Source organism: Streptomyces sp. NPDC088194, assembly GCF_040702025.1.
Classification (GTDB): Bacteria; Actinomycetota; Actinomycetes; order Streptomycetales; family Streptomycetaceae; genus Actinacidiphila.
Map to the genome: position 1 here is coordinate 1 of NZ_JBFBIV010000030.1, position 25,528 is coordinate 25,528.

25 protein-coding genes, 1 other RNA gene and 1 pseudogene are annotated in these 25,528 nt (G+C 72.3%); 15 read left to right on the forward strand and 12 right to left on the reverse strand.

Going from position 1 to position 25,528, the window contains the following annotated elements; all coding sequences use genetic code 11:
- The 4 genes from AB0399_RS18365 to AB0399_RS18380 form a co-directional block, all read left to right on the forward strand.
- Positions 1-219: hypothetical protein (locus AB0399_RS18365; protein ID WP_366412013.1), on the forward strand; the 219-nt coding region annotated here is incomplete at its 5' end.
- On the forward strand, positions 216-896 hold the full coding sequence (locus AB0399_RS18370; protein ID WP_329369892.1) for a phosphopantetheine-binding protein: 681 nt from the start codon (positions 216-218) through the stop codon (positions 894-896). The genes AB0399_RS18365 and AB0399_RS18370, both read left to right, overlap by 4 nt.
- Before the next feature lie 64 nt (positions 897-960).
- Entirely contained in the window at positions 961-1,515 is a 555-nt protein-coding gene (locus AB0399_RS18375; RefSeq protein ID WP_329369890.1) for an isoprenylcysteine carboxylmethyltransferase family protein, read from the forward strand.
- A gap of 299 nt (positions 1,516-1,814) precedes the next feature.
- Positions 1,815-3,287, forward strand: coding sequence for an MFS transporter (locus AB0399_RS18380; protein ID WP_329369888.1), 1,473 nt, complete (start codon positions 1,815-1,817; stop codon positions 3,285-3,287).
- 19 nt (positions 3,288-3,306) lie between these two features.
- On the opposite strand, the gene AB0399_RS18385 is transcribed toward AB0399_RS18380, so the two are convergent.
- From AB0399_RS18385 to AB0399_RS18395, 3 genes are all read right to left on the reverse strand, one after another.
- Positions 3,307-4,491, reverse strand: coding sequence for a PAS domain S-box protein (locus AB0399_RS18385; RefSeq protein ID WP_366412014.1), 1,185 nt, complete (start codon positions 4,489-4,491; stop codon positions 3,307-3,309).
- 303 nt (positions 4,492-4,794) lie between these two features.
- Positions 4,795-5,478: a LuxR C-terminal-related transcriptional regulator gene (locus AB0399_RS18390; protein WP_329369884.1), complete on the reverse strand. Its 684-nt coding sequence runs from the start codon at positions 5,476-5,478 to the stop codon at positions 4,795-4,797.
- A 652-nt stretch (positions 5,479-6,130) separates the two neighbouring features.
- Positions 6,131-6,685, reverse strand: coding sequence for a TetR/AcrR family transcriptional regulator (locus tag AB0399_RS18395; RefSeq protein WP_328463525.1), 555 nt, complete (start codon positions 6,683-6,685; stop codon positions 6,131-6,133).
- 190 nt (positions 6,686-6,875) lie between these two features.
- Here AB0399_RS18395 and AB0399_RS18400 point away from each other — a divergent pair, with 190 nt between their 5' ends.
- Positions 6,876-7,826 carry a zinc-binding dehydrogenase gene (locus tag AB0399_RS18400; RefSeq protein WP_329369882.1) on the forward strand — a complete coding sequence of 317 codons (951 nt, stop codon included), beginning with the start codon at positions 6,876-6,878 and terminating at the stop codon, positions 7,824-7,826.
- Positions 7,827-8,009: 183 nt separating this feature from the next.
- Here AB0399_RS18400 and rnpB read toward each other — a convergent pair.
- Positions 8,010-8,412, reverse strand: an RNA gene (gene rnpB / locus AB0399_RS18405) — RNase P RNA component class A.
- A 117-nt stretch (positions 8,413-8,529) separates the two neighbouring features.
- Here rnpB and yaaA point away from each other — a divergent pair.
- A complete protein-coding gene (yaaA, locus tag AB0399_RS18410) occupies positions 8,530-9,315 on the forward strand; it encodes a peroxide stress protein YaaA (RefSeq protein ID WP_366412015.1) in 786 nt (261 codons plus the stop codon).
- 162 nt (positions 9,316-9,477) lie between these two features.
- Complete coding sequence (gene eda / locus AB0399_RS18415; RefSeq protein WP_366412016.1) at positions 9,478-10,095, forward strand: bifunctional 4-hydroxy-2-oxoglutarate aldolase/2-dehydro-3-deoxy-phosphogluconate aldolase; 618 nt, start codon at positions 9,478-9,480, stop codon at positions 10,093-10,095.
- A gap of 87 nt (positions 10,096-10,182) precedes the next feature.
- On the opposite strand, the pseudogene AB0399_RS18420 reads toward eda, so the two are convergent.
- The 3 genes and pseudogenes from AB0399_RS18420 to AB0399_RS18430 all read right to left on the reverse strand — a co-directional run.
- Positions 10,183-10,890: pseudogene (locus tag AB0399_RS18420) on the reverse strand (histidine phosphatase family protein); the annotation flags it as partial.
- A 67-nt stretch (positions 10,891-10,957) separates the two neighbouring features.
- The gene (locus AB0399_RS18425; protein WP_328474038.1) at positions 10,958-11,701 is read right to left on the reverse strand and encodes a C4-type zinc ribbon domain-containing protein; all 744 of its coding nucleotides are present in this window, start codon (positions 11,699-11,701) and stop codon (positions 10,958-10,960) included.
- Positions 11,698-12,651 carry a Nif3-like dinuclear metal center hexameric protein gene (locus AB0399_RS18430; RefSeq protein ID WP_366412017.1) on the reverse strand — a complete coding sequence of 318 codons (954 nt, stop codon included), beginning with the start codon at positions 12,649-12,651 and terminating at the stop codon, positions 11,698-11,700. The genes AB0399_RS18425 and AB0399_RS18430 overlap by 4 nt, the downstream gene beginning before the upstream one ends.
- 180 nt (positions 12,652-12,831) lie before the next feature.
- On the opposite strand from AB0399_RS18430, the gene AB0399_RS18435 reads away from it, so the two are divergent.
- From AB0399_RS18435 to AB0399_RS18460, 6 genes are all read left to right on the forward strand, one after another.
- Entirely contained in the window at positions 12,832-14,307 is a 1,476-nt protein-coding gene (locus AB0399_RS18435) for a hypothetical protein (protein ID WP_366412018.1), read from the forward strand.
- A gap of 84 nt (positions 14,308-14,391) precedes the next feature.
- On the forward strand, positions 14,392-14,544 hold the full coding sequence (locus AB0399_RS18440) for a hypothetical protein (RefSeq protein WP_366412019.1): 153 nt from the start codon (positions 14,392-14,394) through the stop codon (positions 14,542-14,544).
- A gap of 159 nt (positions 14,545-14,703) precedes the next feature.
- Entirely contained in the window at positions 14,704-15,114 is a 411-nt protein-coding gene (locus tag AB0399_RS18445; protein ID WP_366412020.1) for a hypothetical protein, read from the forward strand.
- Positions 15,115-15,207: 93 nt separating this feature from the next.
- Positions 15,208-16,236, forward strand: coding sequence for an ABC transporter ATP-binding protein (locus AB0399_RS18450; protein WP_366412021.1), 1,029 nt, complete (start codon positions 15,208-15,210; stop codon positions 16,234-16,236).
- A 152-nt stretch (positions 16,237-16,388) separates the two neighbouring features.
- A complete protein-coding gene (locus AB0399_RS18455; protein WP_329374338.1) occupies positions 16,389-17,120 on the forward strand; it encodes an ABC transporter permease in 732 nt (243 codons plus the stop codon).
- Positions 17,117-18,517, forward strand: a complete 1,401-nt coding sequence (locus AB0399_RS18460) for a sensor histidine kinase (RefSeq protein ID WP_366412022.1) — start codon at positions 17,117-17,119, stop codon at positions 18,515-18,517. The genes AB0399_RS18455 and AB0399_RS18460 overlap by 4 nt, the downstream gene beginning before the upstream one ends.
- A gap of 23 nt (positions 18,518-18,540) precedes the next feature.
- Here AB0399_RS18460 and AB0399_RS18465 read toward each other — a convergent pair whose 3' ends face one another.
- Both AB0399_RS18465 and AB0399_RS18470 read right to left on the reverse strand, forming a co-directional pair.
- Positions 18,541-18,828, reverse strand: coding sequence for a hypothetical protein (locus AB0399_RS18465; RefSeq protein WP_329369864.1), 288 nt, complete (start codon positions 18,826-18,828; stop codon positions 18,541-18,543).
- An 88-nt stretch (positions 18,829-18,916) separates the two neighbouring features.
- A complete protein-coding gene (locus AB0399_RS18470) occupies positions 18,917-20,365 on the reverse strand; it encodes a hypothetical protein (RefSeq protein WP_366412023.1) in 1,449 nt (482 codons plus the stop codon).
- Between the two features lie 288 nt (positions 20,366-20,653).
- Between AB0399_RS18470 and AB0399_RS18475 the strand changes: the two genes are divergently transcribed.
- A complete protein-coding gene (locus AB0399_RS18475) occupies positions 20,654-21,208 on the forward strand; it encodes a hypothetical protein (RefSeq protein ID WP_329369860.1) in 555 nt (184 codons plus the stop codon).
- Between the two features lie 183 nt (positions 21,209-21,391).
- Here AB0399_RS18475 and AB0399_RS18480 read toward each other — a convergent pair whose 3' ends face one another.
- The 3 genes from AB0399_RS18480 to AB0399_RS18490 form a co-directional block, all read right to left on the reverse strand.
- Positions 21,392-22,255 (reverse strand): hypothetical protein, encoded by an 864-nt coding sequence (locus AB0399_RS18480; protein WP_366412024.1) that lies wholly within the window; start codon positions 22,253-22,255, stop codon positions 21,392-21,394.
- Positions 22,256-22,399: 144 nt separating this feature from the next.
- Positions 22,400-23,344 carry an N-acetylmuramoyl-L-alanine amidase gene (locus tag AB0399_RS18485; RefSeq protein WP_366412025.1) on the reverse strand — a complete coding sequence of 315 codons (945 nt, stop codon included), beginning with the start codon at positions 23,342-23,344 and terminating at the stop codon, positions 22,400-22,402.
- A 46-nt stretch (positions 23,345-23,390) separates the two neighbouring features.
- On the reverse strand, positions 23,391-24,059 hold the full coding sequence (locus AB0399_RS18490) for a class I SAM-dependent methyltransferase (RefSeq protein ID WP_328463551.1): 669 nt from the start codon (positions 24,057-24,059) through the stop codon (positions 23,391-23,393).
- A gap of 160 nt (positions 24,060-24,219) precedes the next feature.
- Here AB0399_RS18490 and AB0399_RS18495 point away from each other — a divergent pair, with 160 nt between their 5' ends.
- The gene (locus AB0399_RS18495) at positions 24,220-25,434 is read left to right on the forward strand and encodes a cytochrome P450 (protein WP_366412026.1); all 1,215 of its coding nucleotides are present in this window, start codon (positions 24,220-24,222) and stop codon (positions 25,432-25,434) included.
- The last annotated feature ends 94 nt before the right edge of the window (positions 25,435-25,528 follow it).

Here is a 25,528-nt window from a genome sequence, read left to right on the forward strand (position 1 = left end):
CGCGAGGAGAACACCCCCGCACCCGTCCGCGCCACCATCGAGAAGATCATGCTCGACGAACGCTGGCACGTGCGCTACGTCCGCGAAGCCCTGCAAAGCATGGAAGAACGCTACGGCAAGCAGGAGATCGAGGACACCCTCGCCCGCTACACCGCCGCCGACGTCGAGATCTACGGCAAGGCCATGGCCGAATTCGAAGAACGCTTCGCCAACCAGTGATCCGGGTACTGGTCGCGACGGTGAACCGGCCCCGCGCCGGCCGGCAGGCGCTGCGGATCGCGGCGGCGGTGGCCGGCCTGCCCGGTGACCCGGCCGGCTACCGCTTCCCGCACCCGCGCGCCTCGGTCACGCACACCGATCGCGCCGGGGTGGCCGCGGTCCTCGTCGGCGGCTCGGCCGCCGGCGTCGGCGTCGACCTCGAACACGACCAGCCGGTCCGCCCGGCGACGGCGCGGTTCTACCTGCGGGACGACGAGCCCCACGACGACCTGCTGCGGCTGTGGACGGTCAAGGAGGCCATGTTCAAGGCCGACCCGGCCAACGCGACCCGGATGCTCCGCGACTACCGGGCAGACGACCCGGCTTACCACCACGTTTCGGCCCGACACCTCGGCGGCTGGCTCACAGTCGCCGCCAGCCTTTCGAGGGAGCCCATGCCCGCCAACACGATCAGCTTCGAGACCGTGGCCACCCGCGTCGCCGGGGTACTGCGCGTACCCGAGAGCGACCTCACCCCGCAGACCCTGATCAAGGACCTGGCAGCCGACAGCTTCATGCTGGTCGAGATGATCGTCGACCTCCAGGAGGAGTTCGACGCCGTCTTCACCCAGGCCCGCCTCCGCGAGATCGACAGCCTCGACGAACTCGTCAAGCTGCTGCAGGAATCCGCCGCATGACCACCCCACCCCGGCCGGCCGCCGCGCCGGCCGGTACCCGTTCGATCTCGGAGGCTGATAGTCAGTGAACGTTCCTGTCATGGTCCTGGTGCTCGCCGACTTCGTGGTCATCGGAGTGCTGCCCCGGATCTTCTTCAAGGGCGGCAGCTTCAACCTCGGTTGGTGGCTGACCGGGGCCCCCTTCTTCGTCGTCCCCCCGTTCCTGATAGCCGCGCGGCTGGCCCACTGGCACTCGTGGATCAGCATGGGCAAGGCGGTGACGACGCTCACCGCGATCGGCGCCGTGCTCGCCGGCGGCTCGATCGCGCTGATGTTCTTCACGCTCGGCACCCACCGCGTACCGCTCGCGTTGTGGCACCAGGAGGACGACGCGCCGGTGTCGATCGTGACGTACGGCGCGTACTCGAAGATCCGGCACCCCTTCTACTCGTCGTTCCTGCTCGGGTTCCTCGGCGCCTTCGCGATGTTCCCGCACCTCGGCACCCTGCTGCCGCTGCTCTACGCGATCGGCCGGCTGACCGCGACCGCGATGCGGGAGGAGAAGCGGCTGTCCGCCTCCGAGTTCGGTGGCGAGTACCGCGAGTACATCGCCCGTACCGGCCGCTTCCTGCCCATCTGACAAACGAAACAGCCGAGGTTATTCATCGAGGTCGAACCCCACGGGCTTGGAGAAGCCCGTGGGGTTCGGTGCTCTCATCCGGCGCCGGGCGCGAAGTCGTCCCGGCGGACGCGGTATCCGTGCTCTACACACTGTGACCGACCGGTCGGTCACATGGTATAGTCCGTGGGGCCGCCAAGGAGAAACGCGCCCAAGGATATCGGCCCGTCAGGGCCTTTGGGTCGCGATAAATACTCAAAAAATAAAAGACGAGAACAGCGCAAGAGCAGCGAAGACTCGACACAGAAGGGGCAGGCGCTGTGACATCAAGCATGGAGTCGGCAAGCGACCAGGTAGAAGACACTGGAGCACTCCAAGAACCCCCTGACCCGCTGCGCTGGTGGTCCTTGCTGGCGGTCAGCCTGGCGACGTTCATGACCTATCTGGACCTGAACGTCATCAACGTCGCGATTCCCACGATCCAGCGCAGCCTGCACCTGTCGGAAGCCGGCCTGGAGTGGATCGTGAGCAGCTACCTGCTCACCCTGGCCGGACTGCTGCTGGCCGGCGGCCGCCTCGCCGACGCCTTCGGCCGCCGCCGGCTGTACATGATCGGCCTGATCATCTTCACGCTCTCCTCGCTGTCGGCGGGCCTGGCCGGCAACGGCGGCGTCCTCATCGGGAGCCGGGCCGTACAGGGCGTCGGCGCGGCCCTGTTGACGCCGGCCACCCTGGCCATCATCACCTCCACCTTCACCGATCTGAAGGAGCGCACCAGCGCGATCGGCCTGTGGACCGTGAGCGCCGCCGTCGGCCTCGCCCTCGGCCCGGTGACCGGCGGCCTGATCACCCAGAACATCCGCTGGGGCTGGATCTTCCTGATCAACGTCCCGATCGGCGTGGTGACGCTCGCGATGAGCGTCAAGACGGTCCGCGAGTCCAGGGCGTCCGAGTCGAAACTGAGCCTGGACGTCGGTGGCCTGGTCACGTCCGCGATCGCCCTGTTCACCATCACCTACGCGCTGATCGAGGGCAACGACGCGGGCTGGAGCTCGGCGAAGATCGTCACCGCGTTCGTCGTCGCCGCGATCGCCACCGTGGTCTTCTTCGCGATCGAGGCGCGCGCCGTGGAACCCATGGTGAACCTGCGGCTGTTCCGCATCCGCCAGTTCACCGGCGGCATCAGCACCCAGATGATCTGGGCGTTCGGCGGCCTGGCCATCTACTTCTTCACCTCGATGTACCTGCAGAACGTCCTCGGCTTCTCCCCGTCGAAGGCGGGCCTGCTGTTCGTCCCGATGGCGTTCGCGCTGGCCGCGTTCGCCGGCTTCTCCACGCTGATGGAGGGCTGGATCGGCGGCTTCCGCACCGTCTCGCTCGGCATGGTGATGATGACGGTCGGCCTCATCATGCTCAACATGCACAACGAGCACGCGACCTTCGCCTCGCTGCTGCCCTGCCTCATCGTGCTCGGCGGCGGCATGGGCATCATGAACGTGCCCATGACCAACGCCGTGATGCAGAACACCCCGGAGGCACAAGCAGGCGTCGCCTCGGCACTGCTCAACGACGCCCGCGAGGTGGCCGGGCTGCTCGGCATCACGATCATCGGTGCGACACTGCGGTCCAAGCAGAACTCCGAGCTGCGGTCCGGCTCGTCCCCGTCGCACGCGTTCCTCAGCGGCTACCACATCGGCCTGTGGGTGGCGACCGCCCTCGTCGCGGTGGGCATCTTCTTCACCTACGTGATGCTGCGCCCGAGCAAGAACGCGATCCCGGCCCAACTGAGCTGACCCGGCTGTGAGCAGGCAGTCAGTCGAGGTAGACGCGGGGCGGCCAGCCCGGGCGGATCAAGCCCATGGCGTACGCCTTCGAGACCACCGCCGGCCGGTTCTTGACCTTGAGCTTACGCATCAGGTTGTCGATGTGGTATCCGATGCCGCCCCGGCTCAGATAGAGCATGGAGGCCAGGTTCACCGTCGACACACCGAGGGCCACACCCTCCAGGATGCGCGCCTCGATGTCGGTCAGCACCGGCCGGTGGCTCGCGGGCGACCGGGCCGTCCTGCTGCCTCCCTGAGGACATACCAGGGCCATCAGGCCGTCGGTACGGCTGCTCTCGCTGCGGACGGCGAAGCCGGTCAACTCGGCGCTGAAGACGGTCGAGTCCTTCTGGTGGAACTCGATCGTCGGCTCGGTGAAACGGGACCCCTGGGCAGCGAGCAGCCTGGCGAACTGCTGGCTGACCTGGGTGCGGACGTCGGCGTGCAGCAGGTCGGAGAAGCTGCGCCCGCCGAGCTCCGCGGGCAGGCAGCCGAACTGGCGGGAGAAGTCCGCGTTGACCTCCACTAACCGGAAGCCACTGTCTAACCTCGCCAGACACATGCCGGACCGCTCGAACAGCGACCTGAGAACCTCCCGTTGGCTCCCCGTGCCGACCCCGGAGACGACTGCCTCTCTCATTGCTTCTCCCCGTACTGGCTCAATGAACGAAGGTGACGCGATGACTGTCGTGGCGTTGCGGTGTCTCGTGACCTCTTCCGGGGTGCGCGAGATCCCGTCGGGGGGCTTTCCTCGCCGGCCCGGCCGCGACGTCGATCTCACCCGACATGTCCCTTTGGGTGACGTCTGGTGCATCGGTCCCGGTTCCCTCGTCACGGGAAATCGGTCGAGCCGGACTCCGCGCGTCCCCGGGCGGTCGGGGGCCGCACGCGGATTCGTCGAATTCCGGCCAGGCCGGCCTGGCGAATGGGCCGGATCGGCGGGGTTCGCGCGGGAAAGAATGCCGAAAGCGAGCCGGGGGGCGCGCTTTTGATGGCCTCGTCCGCGTTCCTTCACGGTGTGCCGGGCCGGCTCGCGGCGCGCTCCCGTCCCGGCTCCACCTATCGGCCCGACATCGGAGCCTTCGAGGCTGTCCGTCGCGCCTTCGCCGGCACGCCGCGGACGCCGCCCCCGATCGGCACGGCCGGCCGGCCCGCAGGTTTCATACACCGTCATGGATCGGATGCATTCCTTCAGGATGATTACCCTCCAGCAGTTGTCCAGCCCGCCTGCGAAGAGAGTGGATCGGGTTCGCACCGGCCGCAAGTGGCACTGCCCGTGACGACGAACTCATCGTGCCCCAGCGTGATCACGGCGCCCGCTCGGCCCGAAGCCGTGCCCGTTCGCCCTCGCCGGACCGACCGCGGACGCCTGGCGCGATCCCGCTCTCGCCGCGCTCCGCTGCCACCGGCAAGTGGCCAGGCCACCGACCCTTTCGGGGAACGCGGGGCGACGGATTTCCGCCCTGGCCCGGAGGCGCTACTCGACGAAATCCAGGACTTGCGGCGGCCAACTGCCCGCACTGAACAGCCCGATCGAATAGGCTCGGGATACCAGTTCCGACCGATTGGCCGCTTCGAGGTTCTTCATCAGCGCGCTGACGTGATACTCGACTCCGCCCCGGCTCAGAAAAAGCTTCGAAGCGAGCTGCACAGTGGACATCCCGGCTGCCACGCCCTCCAGCACCTGGGCTTCCATTCTGGTCAGCGGCTTTCTCGCATCGGTCGGAGCGGGCTCGGCCGCGTCGGCCGCGGCCTCCGGCTCCAACTCCAGCAGGACGACCAGCGAGTCGATACGCCCCGCGTCGTCCGTCACCGCGATCCCGGTCAGCTCGGTGCAGGTCCTACCGGTGCTGGTCAAGGTCGCGATCCGGTCGCTGAACCGGCTCCGCTCACCACGCGCCAGCGAGAGCAGTCGCCGCGTCAGGGTGTCCTTGACACGCGCGTGCACCAGGTCGACGAGGGGAACGCCCGGGAGCTCCTCGACCGACAGCCCGAACACGTCGGCGAAGCCGGCATTGCTCCCCATCAGACGTAGCTCAAGATCCAAGTGCGCAATGCGTGCGGACGAGTTGTCGAACAGCGACCAGAGCGTGTATGCGTCGTCAGCCTGCTCAAATGAGCAAGAACTCGTCTCAGTGAGCGCATCTTGTCTTGCCGACACGATTTCGCCTCCCCGCGCGCTGAGCTAAGGTTCCGTCGCTTATCGCCCCAGCCTCCCATACGAAAAGCGCGAAAACCAGCCCTGCCTCAAACCGACTTTCCGACGCCGGCGTAAGTCTAGGGTTTTTCCTGTTCACCCCGCCGGCGACCGTCGGCGAATATTTCTGTAACCGATGTGTAAACTAATGGACCCCCGCAGGTACTGGCATCGGCCAAGGTGGCATGCTTGCCACGCGCAGGCGGATTGGGCGCCATCCCTATCCTCGGTTGCGTCGCAGGACACCCCGCCACCGACCTGGTCGCTTTACGGCATCCCGACCGATAGGAGACAGGCCGGACGGAAATCACCGTCCGTAGCATTCGCTACGCCATGTATCCAGACACCGGAGAGCAAGACCTTGAGCTTTCGTCCACTTTCGGCAGGTTCGGTGAGGCCGTCGTGATAGCGCGGGAAACCCCTCGTGATTGACCATTACTTTTCCCTTTTTCGCCCATTGCTATTCCGGAACTTTGCCTTCCGTTTTCCTGCCGAATTGTTGTTCGACAATAGCGGCGCGGAGGTGCACCGGCGGGGCGCGGGGGTGAACGCGAAGGCACGGCAGGTCGGTTGCCCGCCCGGCCGGGTGCGGGCCGGTGCGAACGCCGGCCCGGTGTCAGATCCCGAGGAACCGTTTAAGCACGCGCCGCGACGCCGACAGCGGACGTCCGGCGTCGAACTCCAGCACCGAGATCTCCCGGGTCATCGCCGCGAGCAGTTGGGCCGCGGCTTCGGCGTCGTCCCAGCCCATGACCCTCAGGTCGGCCACTCCCGCCGCCGCCAGCCGCTCGCGGCGGGCCGCCATCGAACCCTGCACGTTGGGGTCCGAACGGGCTTCGAGCGCCAGGGCCTTGACACCCCGGTTCGCGAGCGAGACGTCGAGATACGCCTCGGTACTGCGGAAGATCCGCTCGGCGCCGGGCGCCAGCCCCGCGATCGCCTCGTCGACAGCGGCCTGCACCCGTGCGTGGAAACGTTCGTGCATGGCGTCGACGAACGACGAGCGGTCCTTGAAGTGCACGTAGAAGGTGCCCTTGGCCACCCCCGCCCGCGCGACCACCATGTTCACGCTGACGCCCGCCAGGCCGTGCTCCTCCGCCAGCGCCGCGCCGGCGTCGAGCAACGCCTCACGTGTCTGCAACGCTCCGGGCATCTGCACTCCTGCTGCCATAACCTCGGAGTATAAGCCCGCCGGTCACCAGGGGCCGTTTCCGGTCATATCAGTGACCGACCGGTCGGTCACGTGCTACGCTCCCGCTCATGCCCACGATCCCGAGATCTACTCAACTGATCGCGTATGACAACGGCAGCCGCAGTTTTGACACCCCTTACGTCGCCACCGCCGGGAAGGAGCTGCAGCGATGAAAGCGGCAGTAATTGACAAGGTCGGCGCCGCGCCGCATGCCACCTCCCTCGACGACCCGTCGCCGGCCACCGAGACGCAGGTGGTCGTCCAGGTCGAGGCGACGGCTCTGAACTCGATCGACCTGCACGTCGCGGAGGGGCACCACCGCGCCGGGCCGCCGAAGGTCCCCTACGTTCCCGGCTTCGAGGTGGTCGGCACGATCGTGGCCGGACCCGACCAGGGCCTTCGCGTGCACGCCACCGTTCCCGCCGGCCTCGCGCCGGGCGTCAACGGCGGTCTGGCCGAACTCCTGGTGACCGAGCGCGCGGCCTGCATCCCGGTCCCGGACGGGCTGGACAGCGTCCCCGCCGCGGCGATCGGCGCGGTGGGCGCCGGCGCGGATCTGTCGCTGCGCAAGGCGGACCTCCAGGCGGGCGAGAGCGTCCTGGTCCTGGGAGCGACCGGTCCCTTCGGGGCGTCCTTCGTCCAGCTCGCGAAGCTGGCCGGTGCCAAGCGCGTCATCGCGGCCGGCCGGAACCCCGAGCGCCTTGCCCAGGTCCGCGACGCCGACGGTGTGGTGGTCCTCGGCGACCAGCCGCTGTCCGAGCAGTTGGCCGCACTCGGCGGCCCGGTGGACCTGGTCGTCGACCCGCTGTGGGGTCCTTGGGGAGTGCCGGCACTGGCCTGCCTGCAACCGGGCGGGCGCTACCTGAACGTGGGCGCGGCGGCCGGTGACGAGACCGCCTTCCGCGTCGAGATGCTCCGCTCCGCGCAGTTGACCCTCATCGGCTTCAGCGGCACGACGGCGAAACCGGCCGACGCGTTCGCCGCCTACAACCGCGTCGCGGCCCTGGCCGCGGCGGGCTCGTTCGAGCTGCCGACCGCCACGTATCCGCTGGCGGAAGCCACCCAGGCGTGGGAGGCACAGGCGTCCTCGCCCGGCAAGAAGATCGTCGTGGTGCCCTGAGCCGCACCCGGAATCCTGCTCGGCCCTGGTGCGCCGGCAGGTAGGCACGACCGCTGAGCTTCCGCCGCGCGTCCGTTCGCGGCGGAAGCTCGGCGCGTTCGGGGCTCGGGTGCGCGGCGGCCCGTACGACGGCCGGCCGGCTCGACGCGCCCCGGGCCGGGGCCTGAGCTGGAGGGGGAGCGGCAGACGAGTCGGGCTCTAGGCCGGGTTCTGTCGCCGGACAGCCTCGCGGCCGGCCGGGAGACGGCCATCCATCTAGGGCTGCCGTTGCCGACAGCCTCGTGCGGTCTACCCGCGAACTCGGGCGGGCAGCCCTCGAACGTCCGCGCGGGGCCATATTCCTATGGCGCCCTCTTGACCTTGCTCCAGGTGGGGTTTACCTAGCTGCCCAGGTCACCCTGGGCACTGGTGGTCTCTTACACCACCGTTTCACCCTTACCGGGGACCGAGATCCCCGGCGGTCTGTTTTCTGTGGCACTGTCCCGCGGGTCACCCCGGGTGGCCGTTAGCCACCACCTTGCCCTGTGGAGCCCGGACCTTCCTCGGCGGATCACAGGTGATCCGACGCGACCGTCCGCCCGGCTCGTCTGCCGTACGGCTCATCCTAGCCGCTCACCGGGGCCGTAGGCTGCTGCGGGTCGGCCGCCCGCGGCGGCCGGGCGAACATCACTGGGAACGTGTCGTGAACGTGTAGGGAGAAGCCGTGCTCGTCCTGCTGCCGCCGTCCGAGGGGAAGGCAACCGCCGTACGGGGGCGGCCACTCGCGCTCGACCGGCTGTCGCTGCCCGCGCTGACCGACGCGCGCGCGGCCGTGCTCGACGAGCTGGTGCGCCTGTGCGAGGGGGCCGGCGAGGACGGCGGCAAGGCGGCCGAGGTGCTCGGGCTCACTCCCGGGCTGCACGGCGAGATCGCCAAGAACGCACGGCTGCGCACCGCGCCCACGCTGCCCGCCGCCGACCTCTACACCGGGGTGCTGTACGACGCGCTCGGCCTGGCCACCCTCGATCCGGCGGCGCTGCGGCGGGCCCGGCGCTCGGTGCTGGTCTTCTCCGGGTTGTGGGGCGCCCTGCGGCTCGCCGACCGCGTGCCCTCCTACCGCTGCTCCATGGGAGTACGGCTGCCGGGTACGGGCGGGCTCGCCGGGTACTGGCGGCCGCACCTCGACGACGTCCTGCCCGAGGTGGCGGGCCGCGGGCTCGTCCTCGACCTGCGCTCCTCCGCTTACGCGGCCGCCTGGAAGCCCCCGGCCGCCCTGGCGAGCCGTACGGCGACGGTCCGCGTGCTCCAGGTGACGGTCGTGGCCGGCGTGGAGAAACGGTCCGTGGTCAGCCACTTCAACAAGGCGACCAAGGGCACCTTGCTGCGCGCCCTCCTCACGGAAGGGGCCGACCCGAAAACGCCCTCCGCCCTCGCGGCCGCACTCCGCGGCCTCGGGTTCGAGGTCGAACACCCGGGCAACGGCCCCCAACTGGACGTCCTCCTCCGCTGACCCCTTACGGCGCCTCGCCGTTGGAGCCACGGTCCGCGCCCGCGTGCCGCGCCCTCGTGGTCCGGGAGCCGACGGCGCCGGGCCGCCCGGGCGGATGCGGCACCGTTGCAACGCGTGCAACGGCCGTTGCACGAGCTGGTCGCCCCGGTCCAGGATGACCGCATGGATACCGTTCTCGACCTCGCTCCCGTCATCCCCGTGGTCGTGCTGGAGGACGCACGGGACGCCGTGCCGCTCGCACGCGCGCTGGTGGCCGGGGGCCTGCGGGCGATCGAGGTGACCCTGCGCACCCCTGCCGCGCTGGACTCGATCGCCGCGATCGCCCACGAAGTCCCGGACGCGGTGGTCGGCGCGGGCACCCTGCGCGACCCGGACCAGGTCGCGGCCGCGGAAGCGGCGGGCGCGCGGTTCCTGGTCAGCCCGGGCTGGACCGAGCGGCTGGTGGACGCGATGCGCGGCTCGGGCCTGCCCTACCTGCCCGGCGTCTCCACGGTCTCGGAGGTGCTGCGGCTGCTGGAGCGCGGGGTGACCGACATGAAGTTCTTCCCGGCGGAGGCGGCCGGCGGCGCGCCGTATCTGAAGTCGCTGTGGTCGCCGCTGCCGCAGGCCCGTTTCTGCCCGACCGGCGGCATCGACGCCGACCGCGCACCGGACTACCTCGCGCTGCCCAACGTCGCCTGTGTCGGCGGCACGTGGATGCTGCCGAAGGAAGCGCTGCGGACGAAGGCGTGGGACGAGGTCACCGAGCTGGCCCGTAAGGCCGCGGCACTCGCCGGCTGAAGCACCCACGGGTGAAGCAGCCCGGGGTGAAGCAGCCCCGGCTGAAGCACCCACGGGTGAAGCAGCCCGGGTGAAGGCACAGCCGGTTCACCCGGCGTCGAGGCCGCGCAGGTGCGCCGTCGCGTTGACGTACCGCACGGAGGTGTTGCCGTCGGCGTAGTAGTCGATCGCGCACAGCGCCGCCGGGGACAGGTGCATACGGAAGAGCGCCTCGGGCGGCGCGCCGAGGGCGAGCCGGACCAGGGTCTTGATCGGCGTGACATGGCTGACCAGCAGGACGGTCCGGCCGCGGTGGGCGGCGAGCAGGGCGTCGCGGGCGGCCTCGACCCGGGCGGCGACCTGCTCGAAGCTCTCGCCGCCGGGCGGGGCGGCGGACGGGTCGGCGAGCCACGCGGTCATCGCGCCGGGGTCGCGCTGCCGCGCCTCGGCGAAGGTCAGGCCGTCCCAGCCGCCGAAGTCCGTCTCGCGCAGGCCGTCCTCGACGGTGACGTCCAGGCCGAGGCGTGCGGCGGCCGGGGCGGCGGTCTGCCGGCAGCGGAGCAGCGGCGAGCTGACCACGGCCCGCACGGCGCCGTGCTCATCCGCCCCGAACGCGCCCTGGCGGTCGGGTCCGTACGGCGACGGCGGCTGCGGCGTCCCGGCCAACTCCTGTGCGGCCAGCTCGGCTTGCGCCCGCCCGCGTTCCGACAGCTGCGGGTCCCCTCCCCCGCTGCCGGAGAACCGCTGCTGCCCGGTCAGTGCCGTCTCGCCGTGCCGCAGCAGCACGAACGTGGTCGGGGCGCCCAGGTCCGGGGCGCCCCGATCCGGCCGGACCGGGCGCGCGGGCGCGGCCGAGGGGTCGGGCTCGGCCGCAACCACCGCTCTACAGACCGGAGTCGGCGGTGCGCACCAGAATCCGCCGGCAGTTCTCGCAGCGCACCACCGTGTCGGACGGAGCGGACCGGACTTCGTTGAGCTCGGTGATGTTCAGCTCCAACCGGCAGCCCTCGCACCGCTTCTGGTAGAGCCGGGCGGCACCGATCCCGCCCTGCTGGGCGCGGAGCTTGTCGTAGAGCTTGAGCAGGTCGTCGGGGACGGCGGCGGCCAGCACCTCGCGCTCCTTGGCGACGGTGAAGCCCTCGGCGTCGATGCCCTCCAGCGCGGCGGTCTTGCGCTGCTCGGCCTCGGCGACCTTCACCTCCAACGACTCGACCCGGCCGGCGAGTTCGGTGCCGCGCTCCTGCGCGTTCTCGCGGCGCTCCATCACCTCCAGCACGACGTCCTCCAGGTCGGACTGGCGCTTGGCGAGCGAGGCGATCTCGCGCTGGAGGTTCTCCAGGTCCTTCGGGGAGGTGACCGCGCCGGAGTCGAGCCGCTGCTGGTCGCGGGCGGAGCGCTGCCGCACCTGGTCGACGTCCTGCTCCGCCTTGGTCTGCTCGCGGGCGGTGTCGCTCTCCTCGGTACGGGCGGCGACGAGCAGGTCGCGGAGTTGGGCGAGGTCGGCGCCGAGCCGGTCCAACTCGGCGTGCTCGGGCAGGTTGCGGCGCTTGTGGTCGAGCTGCGCGATACGCGCATCGAGGGCCTGGACTTCGAGAAGTCGGATCTGGTCGGCGGGCGCGGCGTTCAGCGGGGGGCTCCTGTGCTGCTGGAAGGGAAATTCGGGGACGGCGACGAGTTCGGCGGGCCGGCCGGACCCGGCGTACCGGAGGCATCCGGTACGCCCTGGTCGCTCAACGGGGCGGAGGGCGCGTGGATCGTCCACGGGTCGGTGACCGCCCGCGAGACATGGGTGCGCAGGTTCCAGCCGTGCCGGTCGGAGATCTCGTCGAGCTGGCCGGCGGCCTGCTCGCACCAGGGCCACTCGGTGGCCCAGTGCGCGGCGTCCACCAGCGCGGGCGGTCCGGCCTGCCGGGCCTCGGAGGCCGGGTGGTGCCGCAGGTCGGCGGTGAGGAAGGCGTCGACGCCGGCCGCGCGGACCTCGGCGAACAGGCTGTCGCCCGAGCCGCCGCAGACCGCGACCGTACGGATGGTGCTGTCGGGGTCGCCGGCCACCCGCACGCCGGCGGCGGTGCCCGGCAGGTCGCGCGCGGCCCGCGCGGCGAACTCGGCGAGGGTCAGCGGCGCGTCGAGTGCGCACAGCCGGCCCAGGCCGCGGCGGCCGGCCGGGTCGGTCGGGTCGGGGACGAGCGGGCCGGTGACGCGCAGGTCCAGGGCGGCGGCGAGCGCGTCGGAGACCCCGGGGTCGGCCCGGTCGGCGTTGGTGTGCGCCACCAGCAGCGCGACGCCGCCGCGGATCAGGTCGTGCACCACCCGGCCCTTGAAACCGGCCGGGCCGACCGGTGCGACGGTGGTGGTGCCGCGCAGGTACAGCGGGTGGTGGGTGACGAGCAGGTCCGCGCCGAGCCGTACCGCCTCGTCGACGACCTCCTGGACCGGGTCGACGGCGAACAGCACGCGGGTGACCTCGGCGGACGGATCTCCGCAGACCAGGCCGACGGCGTCCCACGACTCGGCCAGCTCCGGCGGCCAGAGGGCGTCGAGAGCGGCGAGGACGTCGGCGAGAGAGGGTGCGGGCACGTTACGAAGGTTACCCGCCGCGCCGGGCGGCCGGGATGCGAGCGGGCAGCGCAGCACAACGGCTCGGATGACGGCGCCGATTCGCGCGGAGCGACACCCTTACGTGTGAAACACCCTGAGCCACGTTGATCGTCATGAAGTACGAAAAGTACGGTCCTGAGCTGGAGGTGGAGAACCCACATGACCGTCGACACCACTGGCACACCGCAGGCCCCGGCCCTTCCGGTTGCGCCCGCCACGACCACTGCGGCACCGACCGCGCACGTGCCACGCCGTACCGGCTTCACGATCAGCGCGGACGGGGCGTACGCGGCCTGCCTCGCGGAGGCGACCGTGCCGAGCGAGGAGGGCGAGGGCGGCGGCGGCTGGTACGTCGAACGCTGGTCGCTGGACGGGCCCGAGCCGTACGCGGTGGCGCTGCCCGCCACGCAGCCGGAGGAGCCGGGCACGCAGGTGCTGCCGCTGCCGGACGGCCGGGTGCTGGTGCGGCGCGAGGTCGGCGCCGCGAACGGGGGCGCGACCGGGGGCGCGACCGGGGGCGGCAACGGAGCCTGGAACGGGGGCGGGATCGCCGGCAGGGCAGCGGTCGGAGCGGAATCCGGAGCGGGCGCCGAGGGAGGCGCCAAGGACCGCACCGGGAACGGCATCGGGGGCAGCGGCGGGGACGGCGGCGCGGACGAAGAGCCGTCGGCGGCCGGCGCCGGCCCGGACAGCGGCCCGGACAGCGGCCCGGACAGCGGCTCGGGCGCCGGCGTCGCCGCCGGGCCCGGCACCCCCGCCACCGTGTGCCACGACCTGTCCCTGCTCTACCCGTCCGGCACCGGCACCGGCGCCCAGCGGATCGGCGCGCTCGCCGGCAGCGACGTGCGCCTGCTCCCGCCGGCCCCGTTCGGCGCCTTCGCCACCTGCTACGACGCGGGCGGCGGGGTGACCTCGCTGTGGCAGCTGTGCGACGCGGGCGGCGGGAGCGGGGGCGGCCCGGTCCACCTCGTCACGGTGCCCGGCCGCTGCACCGGCGGCGCCTGGCTGGACCGCGCGGGGCGGCTGCTCGCGCTCGACCGCGAGATGGACGGGCGGACGAAGGCGGTCGTGGTCGACCTGCACGCCGGCCAGGTCAGCCCGTTGCTCCAGCTCACCGAGGACAGCGACGACCGGCTGCTGCTCGCCGAGCCGGACAGCGGGCTGATGATCGTACGCAGCGACGCCACCGGTGAGGCCCGGCTCGGCTGGGGCGTGCTCGGCAGCCGCCATCCGGTGCGCTTCCCCGACACCCTGCGGGTCGCCGGCGCCCTGCTCTCCCCGGTCGCCGCGCAGCCGGGGCAGATCCTCACCCCCGAGGTGTGCGTGGTCGCCTTCCGTTCGGCGGTGCCCGGCGGCGGCTCGTCGCTCGCGCTGTGGCGGCCGGGCGAGCGCCGCCTGCACTGGCGCCCGGCCCCCGCGGACTGGCTCGGCCCGGCCGCCCGCTGGCTGCCGCGCTCCCCGCTCCACCTGCCCACGCCCACCGCCCTGCACCCGTACGACCCGCCGCCGGTGGCCGCCCCGGCGCCGCTCGCGCTGCCCGCGCCGCGGGTGGTGCGGGCCCGCGCCCTTCCGCCGGCCCGCCGCCCGCTCGCGGTGCTGCCGCTGCAGAAGGCCCCGCTGACCCCGGTCGCGTGACGCTCGATAGAATCAGCCGGGTCACCCAGGGTGAGCATCCCGAGTGAGCACGTAGTCATGTGGGTATACGGGGAGAGCACGAAGATGTCGGACGCGACCAGGGCCGATCACGTGCGCAGCCAGGCGCACCAGAGCACGGACGAGGACACGTCGGGACGCCACCGCGGTGAGGCCTCGGCGGAGGACAGCGAGGCGGCGGCGCCGCACGGCAAGCACCGCCGCGAACAGTCGGACTGACGCCGCCCGCGCCCGTCGCCGTCTCGACGGGCGGCGCGGGGCGACGGCTCGTGCCGAAGCGCGGACCGGGCGGTCCGCACGGCCGCTCGGACCGGCGCGGCGCGGCATGGCACCCGGCGGGCCCGTCGGATGCCGCATTCCGGATTCCGGGGGGAAGCGATGGCGGAGCGCTGGGGCCTGATCGTCGAGGAATCGAGGATCAAGAGCTACCACAACATGCTGACCGAGCTGCTCACCACCGTGCTGGAGGTGTTCACCGGCAGCCGCGCGGAGGCCCTCGCCCGGCTGGAGAGCCACGCCACCAGCTACCAGCCCCGCCGGATGCGGTTCCCTCCCAGGACCCGGCTGTTCCGGACGGCGGACGGCTTCCTGCTGGTCTGCGGTGACGCACCGAGCGAGTACGACAACGGCTACTCCTTCGTCTGCCGCTTCACCGTCGCGGAGTTGCTGCGCGACAGCGAGGACACGCGGCGGGTGGCCGAAGCCGAGGCGCGGGCCCAGGCCGAGGTGAAGGCCCGGTTGAAGGCCGAGGAGCGGGCGGCGAAGCGCCGCGCGCGCCGCGGCTACTGATCCGGCGCGGGCCGCACCCAGGACATTTGTCCCGGCCACCCCACCACATTCGCGTCTGCCGGGCCGCCGCCACCCCGCCGTAGCTTCATGGACATGGCGGATACCTCTTCACTCGCGCGGTCGGCGGGCCCCACGGCCGCGGCGCCCACCCCTCCCCCGGCGGTACGGTTCTCGGCCGTCCACAAGCACTTCGGCCCGGTGCACGCGATCGCCGGTGTCGACCTGGACATCGCCCGCGGCCAGACCCTGGCGCTGCTCGGCCGCAACGGCGCGGGGAAGTCCACCGCGATCTCGCTGATGCTCGGCCTCGACCAGCCGGAAGGCGGCGAGGTGCGGCTGTTCGGCGGGGCGCCGCAGGACGCGGTCAGGGGCGGCCTGGTGGGCGCGATGCTCCAGGACGGCACCCCGATCCCGCGGGTGACCGTCCGCGAGTGGGTCGGCTTCGTCGCCGCCACCTACCCGCGGCCGATGCCGGTCGCCGAGGCCCTCGCGCTCGCCGGGATCGGGGAGTTGGCCGGGCGGCGGGTGGACAAGCTCTCCGGCGGGCAGGCGCAGCGGCTGCGGTTCGCGCTGGCCGTCGCGGGCAACCCGGCGCTGATCGTGCTGGACGAGCCGACCGCCGCGCTGGACGTGGAGGCGCGGCGCGGCTTCTGGCGCTCGATGCGCGGGTACGCGGCGCGCGGCAACACCGTGGTCTTCTCGACGCATTACCTGGAGGAGGCGGACGAGAACGCGGACCGGGTGCTGGTGATCGACCGGGGCCGTACCGTGGCCGACGGCAGCGGCGAGCAGATCAAGCGGGCGGTCGGCGGCACCCTGGTCTCCTTCGACCTGGCCGGGCGGGGCAGCGCGGGGCTGCGCGACCTGCCCGGGGTGACCTCGCTCGAGGTGCGCGGCGACCGCGCGGTGCTGCGCAGCGCCGACTCCGACGCGACGGTGCTCGCGCTCGCCGCGGCGGGCCGGGTACGGCGGTTGGAGGTTGCGGCGGCGAGCCTGGAGGAGGCGTTCCTCAGCCTGACCGCCCACCCGGACCCGGGCTCGGGCTCGGGCTCGGGCGCCGCCCCGGCCACGCCCAAGGACTCCGCCGCCGGCTCCGGGACCTCCCTGGCGGTGACCCGATGAGCGCCCCCGGCAAGGCCCTCGCGCCCGTACCCGGGGTGCTCTCGCCCGAGGAGGCGGGGCGCGAGGAGGCGGGGCGCGAGCCTGCGGGGCGCGCGGCTGCGCCCGAGGTGTACGGTCCGCCCTTCCCCCGCCCCGCCTCCTACCTGCGGCCGCTGCTGGAGTACGTCCGGCTGGAGGTGCGCCGCACGCTGCGGGACGGCGGGTACGCCGTGATGGGCGTGGTGATGCCGGTGGCGATGTACCTGCTCTTCACCAACCTCGGGGTGGGCGGCGACGCCGACTTCAGGGGCGACTACGCGCAGTACTCGATGATCGGGATGGCCGCGTACGGGGCGCTGGGCGCGGCGCTCGCGGTGGGGTCGGGGGTCGCGGAGGACCGCGGGCGCGGCTGGCTGCGGCAGTTGCGGGTGACGCCGCTGCACCCGGTGCAGGTGGTCGCCGGTCGGGCGCTGACCGCGGGCGTCACGGTACTGCCGGCGATCACGGCGGTGCTGGCCGCGGGCGGCCTGGTCAACGGCGTGCGGCTGGCGGTGTGGCAGTGGCTCGCGGTCGGGGTGCTGCTGTGGCTGGGCACCATCCCCTTCACCCTGCTCGGCCTCGGCAACGGCTACGCGCTGACCGGGCAGGCCACCGGCGTGGTGAGCATGGCCTGCATGATGGGTCTCTCGGTGATCGGCGGGCTGTGGATTCCGGCCGGCGCCTTCCCGCCCTGGCTGCGCGCGATCTCCCGCTGGACGCCCACCGCCCGCTTCGGCGACCTGGGCTGGAGCGTCCTGGAGCACCATGGCCCCGGTTTGGGTACGGTGGCGGTGCTCGTCGGCTGGCTGCTGGTCTTCGCCGGTTACGCGGTGTTCGCCTACCGGCGCGGGGCGCGTACCGCATGACCACCACCACGCCGCACGTGCGGGCGCCGCGCGAACCCGACGCGGCGCGACACCGGACGGGGACGGGGATGGCGGTGGACGCGAGACAGGCGTCCGGCACGGCGGACGGCGCCGTGCCGGACCAGGACCAGGACCAGCACCGGAAGCGGAGCCAGGCCGGCGGCCGGGCCATGACCACGGGCCCGGGCCCGGACCCGGAACCGGTCCGGGACACGGAGTGCCGCAGGAAGATGTGGTGGCGCCGGTCCGAGCGGTTCGAGGACGAGATCGACCAGCTCAGGAAGCCCGACGGCAAGGCGCTGATCCCGTGGCTGCTGATGGCGGTCGGCCCGGCCAGCGACCTGTTCAACGGCCGGGTCGGCAACCCCTGGCCGGCCGGCGCGGGGCTCGCCGTGTTCTGCGTGCTGTACGTGCTGACCGTGCGCTCCGCGTTCAGCCCGCGCCTGGGCTCCGGGCCGGTGCCGCTGCGCCTGCTGGCCTGCCTGGGCGCGACCACCCTGGCGCTCTCGATCGGCTACGGCGGCAACTTCGCGCTGCTGTTCGTGCTGGTGTCGCTGTGCGTGGGCAGCGTGGCGAGCAGCCGCCGCGTCCTGGGCCTGATGCTGATCCCGACGAGCGCCGCGGCCGGGATCGTCTCGGGCCTGCACCACGAGAGCTTCTGGTCGACCACCAGCCTGTCGTACGGGACGTTCCTGTCCGGGCTGGTGGTGTCGGTGATCATCACGCTCTTCCAGGCGGTGGACCAGCTTCGCTCCACCCGGCAGGAGTTGGCCCGGGCCGCGGTCGCGCAGGAACGGCTGCGGTTCTCCCGCGACCTGCACGACCTGCTGGGGCACACCCTGTCGGTGGTCGTGGTGAAGTCCGAGGCGGCCCGCCGGCTCGCCCCGCGCGACCTGGACGCGGCCCTCGCGCAGGTCGCCGACATCGAGGCGGTCGGCCGGCAGGCGCTCACCGAGATCCGCGAGGCGGTCACCGGCTACCGCGAGGGCAGCCTGTCCACCGAACTGGACCGGGCCCGCTCGGCGTTGACCGCCTCCGACATCGAGGTGGTGGTCCAGGAGTCGGGCCCGCCGCTGCCGCCGCAGACCGAGGCGCTGCTCGGCTGGGTGGTCCGCGAGGGCGTCACCAACGTCGTACGGCACAGCCGCGCCTCGCAGGCCACCATCGAACTGCGCACCGGCGGGGGCCACGCGCACCTCACCATCACCGACAACGGGATCGGCCCCGCCGCGGCCACCGCGCCCGACCCCCACCTGCCCACCGGTAGGGGCACCGGCCTGCGCGGCCTGACCGAGCGCCTCGCCGCGGCCGGCGGCTCCCTGGCCTCCGGTCCGGCCCACGGCGGCGGCTTCCGCGTCGCCGCGGTCCTCCCGGTGGAGGAGGAGGCCCCGTTGTAGACGACCGGCGCGCGGGTGCCGGGTCAGGCGCGGTTGACGCGGCCGGCTATCGCATGGGCGACGACCAGGTAGACGGCCGCGGGCAGGCCGTAGTTGAGGACAGTGCGCCACTTGGCGTTGTCGACGGTGAACAGGTCCTTCGACCAGGTCGCGAGCCAGTTCGCCGCGTGGTGGACCCAGTTGACGAGGTCGTTGGCGCGGTTCGCGTCCAGGACGAAGAAGATGATCCAGAGGATCAGGATGAGTGCAGCGATGTCTGCGGCGATGAGGATGATCACCGCGGCGGGGTTGCCGCCATACCGTCTGGCCATGGCTGTCGCATTGCCCGGTTGGGGTCGGTGAAACCTGGCACGGACGGCCGTGGTTGTGGTGGACCTGCCACCCGCGGCGGTCGGTGGATCAGGTCCGCCCGCCGTCGACCCGTACCGGTCCGCGCCGCTCGTAGACCGTCACCCGGCGGCCGCGGACCCGTACGTCCGCGACCGGGGTGAAGTACTCCCGGAGCACGGCGAGTTTCACCCGGTCCCGTGCACCGGGGGCCTGCCCCGCGGCCTGCGCCGCGTCCGTCACCAGCAGGATGCGCGGCCGGGCCAGCATCGCGGCCCTGATCCGCGCGGGGGTGGCCTCCCGGCCCTCCAACGTCCCGGACCGCGTGGGGCCTTCTTCCAGGGCGACGTCCCGCAGACCGGTGAAGTCGCCGGGGCAGACGTACGCCGAGTCGCGCCGCCAGGTGGGCACGAAGACCACCCCGTCCCCGGGCGACTTCATCCGTGCCACGTCCGCCGCGGCCGACACGACGTCGTCCACCCGGCTGGCCGGGGAGCGTTCGGCCAGCGACTGCGGGAGCAGTGCCAGCGTGGCCAGGGCGAGCGCGACCGGGACCAGCCGCGGCGCCGCCGTCGGGAAGCGCGGAGTGGCCGCGCGCACCGCCGCGGCCAGTCCCGCGCCGACCAGCAGCGCCAGGCCGAGCAGGCTGAAGACGACATACCGGTCGAGGTACAGCGGATGGGCCACGGACACGCCGACCAGGCCGAGTTGGGGCACCGCGAGCAGCGGGAGCCCGACCGCCGCCGCCGACAGCCGGCCCGCCCGCGGCCGGTCGACAGCGGCCCCGACGGCGCCGATCGCCATCAGCACCACCGGGCCGATCAGCATCTGCCAACTCAACGGCGGTATCCACGCCACCTGTTGGGCCTGGCGGCGGCTGAAGAGGATCAGCGGCAGCACCCCCGCCGTCGCGGCCACGGCCGCCGTCAGCCAGCGTGTCCACACCTCGCGTCCGGCCCGCGTCCACGCCAGGGTCGCCAGGTGCGCGGGCAGGATCAGCAGCGACAGCCAGTTCAGCAGCCCGCAGGCCAGGACCGCGGCACCGTAGGCCGCCCAGCGCCGCCGGCGCGCCGCCCCGGGGGGCTCCTGCAGGAGGGTCACCAGCAGGAGCGTCGAGATCCCGGCGCCGGCCGTGACCATCGCGTACGGGCGGCCCTCCTGGAGGTAGAACTGCACGGCCGGGAGCAGCCCGAACACCATCCCCGCACCCCGGCCCGCCCAGACGCCGGCCAGCCGGTGCCCGACGACGGCCACGCAGCCGGCCGCCACCGCCATGGCCAGCACCGACGGCAGCCGCAGGGTGGTGGTGCTCGCCCCGAAGCATACGAAGCACGCGTGCATCAGCAGGTAGTACAGGCCGTGCACGGCGTCGATGTTGCCCAGCATGTGCATGATGTCGGCGGGCGACCGCTGGGCCGCCTGCCAGGTCGCCGCCTCGTCCCGCCAGACGCTGTCCTGCCGGGAGATCCCCCACCACCCCAGCGCCAGCATCCACAGCACCGGTAGCGGCCATACGGGCATGCGTCGCCCGGGAACGTCTGTACGAACTGTCACGGACTGTAGGACGCGGAAAATCCGCCACACGTTCTCTGAGCTGCACATTCCGCATGTAGAGGTCTGCCCGGGCGGAGGTCTCGACGGCCGGTGGCACACGGCCGGTGACGGTCCGCGCCCTCGGCCGGTGACGGACCGGCCGGCGCCCGCCGCGGCCCTCCGTACGGGTGTCCCCCGCTGGCGGCCCCGTGGCGGCCGGGTGATGCTGCGGGAGCGGGCGCACCGCCCGTACACCCCCACGCTCCGGAGGTACCCGTGCCGACCGGCTTCCCCGTGCGCCGGGCGCTGACCGCCCTGCTCCTGGCCGCCGCCCTTCTGGTACTGCCCGCGTGCGGCAGCGACACCGCCTCGACCGCCTCGCACGCGTCGAGCAGCAGCCCGAGCCCGACGACGAGCGCGCAGCGGCAGAAGCTCGCGAAGACCCGTTTCGTGGCGAACGCGGGGCTCGCCGCCGGGGCGACCTACCAGTGGATCGTGAAGCCGTACAAGGCCGGCAAGTTCAAGAAGGGCGCGCATGGGCGGACCGTCGCGCTGATCAAGGCGGGCCTGGCCGGCACCTTCGCCTACAACCGGCTCAAGGCGGCCTCGGTGAACGCCAAGGGCGACCCGACGCTCAACAGGCTGATGGCGCCGGTGACCGCGGGCATCACCGCGCTCAAGGACCTGCCGTCCAAGCTGCGCAAGGGCGAGAACCCGGACTCGACGGTGAACAGCTTCAACGACGTGATCAACGAGGTCAAGGACGCCGGGAAGAGCGCGGGCGCCGACGTGAAGGAGAAGGTGCCCTCGCTGTCCCAACTGGGAAGCTGACAGCGGCAGCGGCAGCGGCTCCGGGGGCTGCGGCGCTCCGGCGCCCCTTGGACGCGCCGACGGCCGGCCGTCCCCCTCGTCGAAGGGGGACGGCCGGCCGTCGTGTGGTGCCAGGTACTGAAGACCGTGCCCGCCCGGCGAACCGGCCCGACACCGTAAGGCGCCCGCGTGGACGCCCGCGGGTCAGCCGCGCTGGATGCCGCTGCTGTCCTGGAGGACGCCGCGGCGCCCGTCCTGGGTCTGCGCGATGAGCGCCTGGCCGCGCTGGTCCACCGCGAGGTACCAGGTGCCCGGGGCCAGCTCGGCGATCTGCCCGCCGCTGCCGTCCTCGGCGAACAGCGGCCGCGGCACCGGCACCGCGAACCAGAACGCGGTGAAGTCCGCGGACGGGGTCGGGGCGGCGGTGGTCGGCTGCGAGTGCACGTTGGGGGCCGGGGCGCCGCCACCGTACGGCGGCTGCGGGGCCGGGGCGCCGCTGTAGGCCGGGTCGACCGACTGGGCGCCGCCCGGGTAGCCGTAGCCGGCCTGCGGCGGGGTCATGCCGTAGGGCTGCTGCGGGGCGCCGACGCCGTACGGCTGCGGCTGGCGCGGGGCGCCGGCCAGCGGGGCCTTCAGCGCGGGCAGCCGGCTGTTGAGCACCGCGGCCACGGCGATCACGATGCCGAAGATGAGGGTCAGCCAGGCGCCGACCTTCTTGTCGACGCTGTCCTGGTTGTTGAAGAGCGTCGACCACACCGCGGTCCAGCCGACGAACAGCGACAGCGCGATCGTCCACTGGTCCAGGGTCAGACCCAGCAGCTGCCGGCCCGCGAGCTGCCCCGACCGGGCGAGGAGCAGAGCGGCGGCGGCGATCACCGCGGCCAGCGTCACCGACGGCAGGATCGGGAAGGTGGCCGAGTGCCACAGGTTCTGCGAGCTGTGGGAGACGCCACCGGCCATGGAGTAGCCGCTGGGGTAGCTGTAGAACGGCAGGAAGGAGGCGATCAGCAGCAGCGCCGCTGAGCCGATCACCAGGCCGTCTCCTCGGGTCAGGGAGCGGATGTTCACGTCGGGTCCTGTCCTTTGCGATGCGAGATGCGGGAAACGGTTCGTCGGGGCGGGAAACGGTGCCCCATCGTACGGGTGTGATCTTTGGCCGGGTGTCAGGTATGGGTCTTGGTGCACGATCCATACCGGACTGCTACAGCCCTGTCACCTCTTCCCGTCGGCAGGCCCAGCGGGGGACCCCTCGAGAAAGGCGGTGAGGCCGTCGGCGATCCCCTGGGCGGCGCGCTGCCGCCAGGCGGGGCTCGTCAACGACGCGGCGTCCTGCTTGTCACGCATGTTGCCGCACTCGATGAACACCTTCGGCACGGTGGAGAGGTTGAGCCCGCCGAGGTCGTCGCGCACCATCAACCCCTTGCCGCCGCCGAGGTAGTTGGCGAAGGGCTCCCCGGTCGCCGCCTTGAAGTGCGCGCGCAGCGTGGTGGCCAGCCGCAGCGACGGCGCGGCGATCGCACGCGTGTCGGCGGTGCCCGCGTGCAGCGACTTGGGCGCGATCACATGGAAGCCGTGCGCGCCGGCGGGCGCGCCGTCCGCGTGGATGGACAGCGCGGCGTCGGCGTGCGCGGCGTTGCCGATCCGGGCCCGCTCGTCGACGCAGGGTCCGTACGGGCGGTCGCCGTTCTGGGTCAGGAGGACCTTCGCGCCGCGCGCGGCCAGGATCGTCCGCACCCGCCGGGAGACGTCCAGGGTGTAGGACGCCTCCGGGTAGCCGGCGTTGGTCTCGGTGCCCGTGGTGTCGCATTCCTTGCGGTTCGTCCCGATGTTCACCAGCCGGTTGATCTCTTTGGTGTGCTGGTAGTTGGTCGGGTTGTGCCCGGGGTCGAGCACGACGACCCTCCCGGCCAGGGGAAGCGTTTCAGCAGACGGCGTCGCCGGGGAGGGAGCGGAGGCTGTGCTGCCGGGCGCGGCCGTGCCGGCGCCGGCGTTCTTCCCGTCGGCGGCTCGCGCGCTGCCGGTGCTGTGCGTGCCGCCGGAACCGGAGCCCGAGCCCGCCGCTGATCCGCAGCCGCTCAGAAGCACCGCCGCCGCCACCACGGCCGCTGCGACGATTCCGCCGCCACGACCGCCCCCGTGTGACCCGTTGCTGAACACGCCCGCGACTCTATAGGTCCGAGCTGTCACCTTGCACCCTGCGTTACTATTTGCGGCCGTCCGCGACTCCGGCAGGCCCGTCGAGGCTCCCGCTCCCCCGCCGCAGCACCCGCAGCGTGCGGGTCACCGACACCTCGGTGAACGCCCCGGAGGCCAGCGCCCGCCGGTAGACGCGGTAGGGCGCCTGGCCGCCGTCGGCCGGATCGGGGAAGACGTCGTGGATCACCAGCAGGCCGCCCTCGGCGAGCAGCGGCGCCCAGCCCTCGTAGTCGCCGTTCGCGTGCTCGTCGGTGTGACCGCCGTCGATGAAGACCAGGCCGAGCGGCTGCCGCCACACCTTCGCGACCTGCGGCGAGCGACCGACCACCGCGATCACGTGGTCCTCCAGGCCGGCCGCGTACAGGGTGCGGCGGAAGTGCGGGAGGGTGTCCATCCGCCCGAGTACGGGGTCCACCAGCTCCGGGTCGTGGTACTCCCAGCCCGGCTGCTGCTCCTCGCTGCCGCGGTGGTGGTCGACGGTCACCACGACGGTGCCGGCCGCGGCGGCGGCCTCCGCGAGCAGGAGCGTGGAGCGGCCGCAGTACGTGCCGACCTCCAGCAGGGGCAGCCCGAGACCGGCCGCGGCCTCCTTCGCGGCGGCGTGCAGGGCCATGCCCTCGTCGAGCGGCATGAAGCCCTTGGCGGCCTCGAAGGCGGCGAGTACGTCCTTGTGCATGCCGCCAGCGTAGGCGCTCCGGCGCCCCGCGGCCGCTCCGCGCATCCGGCCGTGACCAGCAGTGACAGGTCAACTCGTATGGCCTGGAGGGAAGTTCGTGCCTACCCTGGCCGGGTACGTTCCGGCAGGTTCCGCAGGTTCACCAAGCCCGAGGAGTCTCATGTCCGCACCTGGTCAGGCCCATGACATCCTGTCGCCGGAGTTCGCCGAGGACCCCTACGCCAGCTACCGGGTGATGCGGCGGGAGACGCCGCTCGTCTGGCACGAGGCCATGCAGAGCTACATCGTGTCGCGCTACGAGGACGTCGAACGCGCCTTCAAGGACAGCACCTTCACCACCGACAACTACGGGTGGCAGATCGAGCCCGTGCACGGGCGGACCATCCTCCAGATGAGCGGCCGCGAGCACTCGGTGCGCCGCGCGCTGGTCGCGCCCGCCTTCCGCGGCCGGGAACTCCAGGAGAAGTTCCTGCCGGTGATCGAGCGCAACTCCCGCCGGCTCATCGACGGCTTCCGCGGGTCGGGCTCGGCCGAACTGGTCGGGCAGTACGCCACCCGCTTCCCGGTGAACGTGATCGCCGACATGCTCGGCCTGGACCAGGCCGACCACGACAAGTTCCACGGCTGGTACACCTCGGTGATCGCCTTCCTCGGCAACCTCGCCCAGGACCCGGAGGTCACCGCGGCCGGCGAGCGGACCCGGGTGGAGTTCGCCGCCTACCTGCTGCCGGTGATCCGGCACCGCAGGGAGCACCTCGGCGACGACCTGCTCTCCGCGCTGTGCCGCGCCGAGGTCGACAGCACCGCGATGGACGACGAGGACATCAAGGCGTTCTGCAGCCTGCTGCTGGCGGCCGGCGGCGAGACCACCGACAAGGCGATCGCGAGCGTCTTCGCCAACCTGCTGCGCCACCCGGACCAGTTGGCGGCGGTGCGGGAGGACCGCAGCCTGATCCCCCGCGCGTTCGCCGAGACGCTGCGCTACACGCCCCCGGTGCACATGATCATGCGGCAGGCCGCCGAGGACGTGCCGGTGGCAGGCGGCGTCATCCGCAAGGGCAGCACCGTCACCTGCCTGATCGGCTCGGCCAACCGCGACGAGCGGCGGTACGCCGACCCGGACACGTTCGACATCTTCCGGGCCGACCTGAACAGCACCAACGCGTTCTCGGCCGCCGCCGACCACCTGGCGTTCGCGCTGGGCCGGCACTTCTGCGTCGGCGCGCTGCTGGCGAAGACGGAAGTGGAGGTGGGGGTGGACCAGTTGCTCGACGCCATGCCGGGGGTCAGGCTCGCGCCGGGTGAAGTCCCGGTCGAGCGGGGCGTGTTCACCCGCGGCCCGGCGTCGGTCCGGGTGGAGTTCGACCCGGCGTGACCTCCGGCCGGCACCGGCGGCTCGTCCGGCATAGGCCGCTCGTCCGACATAGGCCGCTCAGCCGGCACCGGCCGCCCTGGCGACGTCAGCGGCT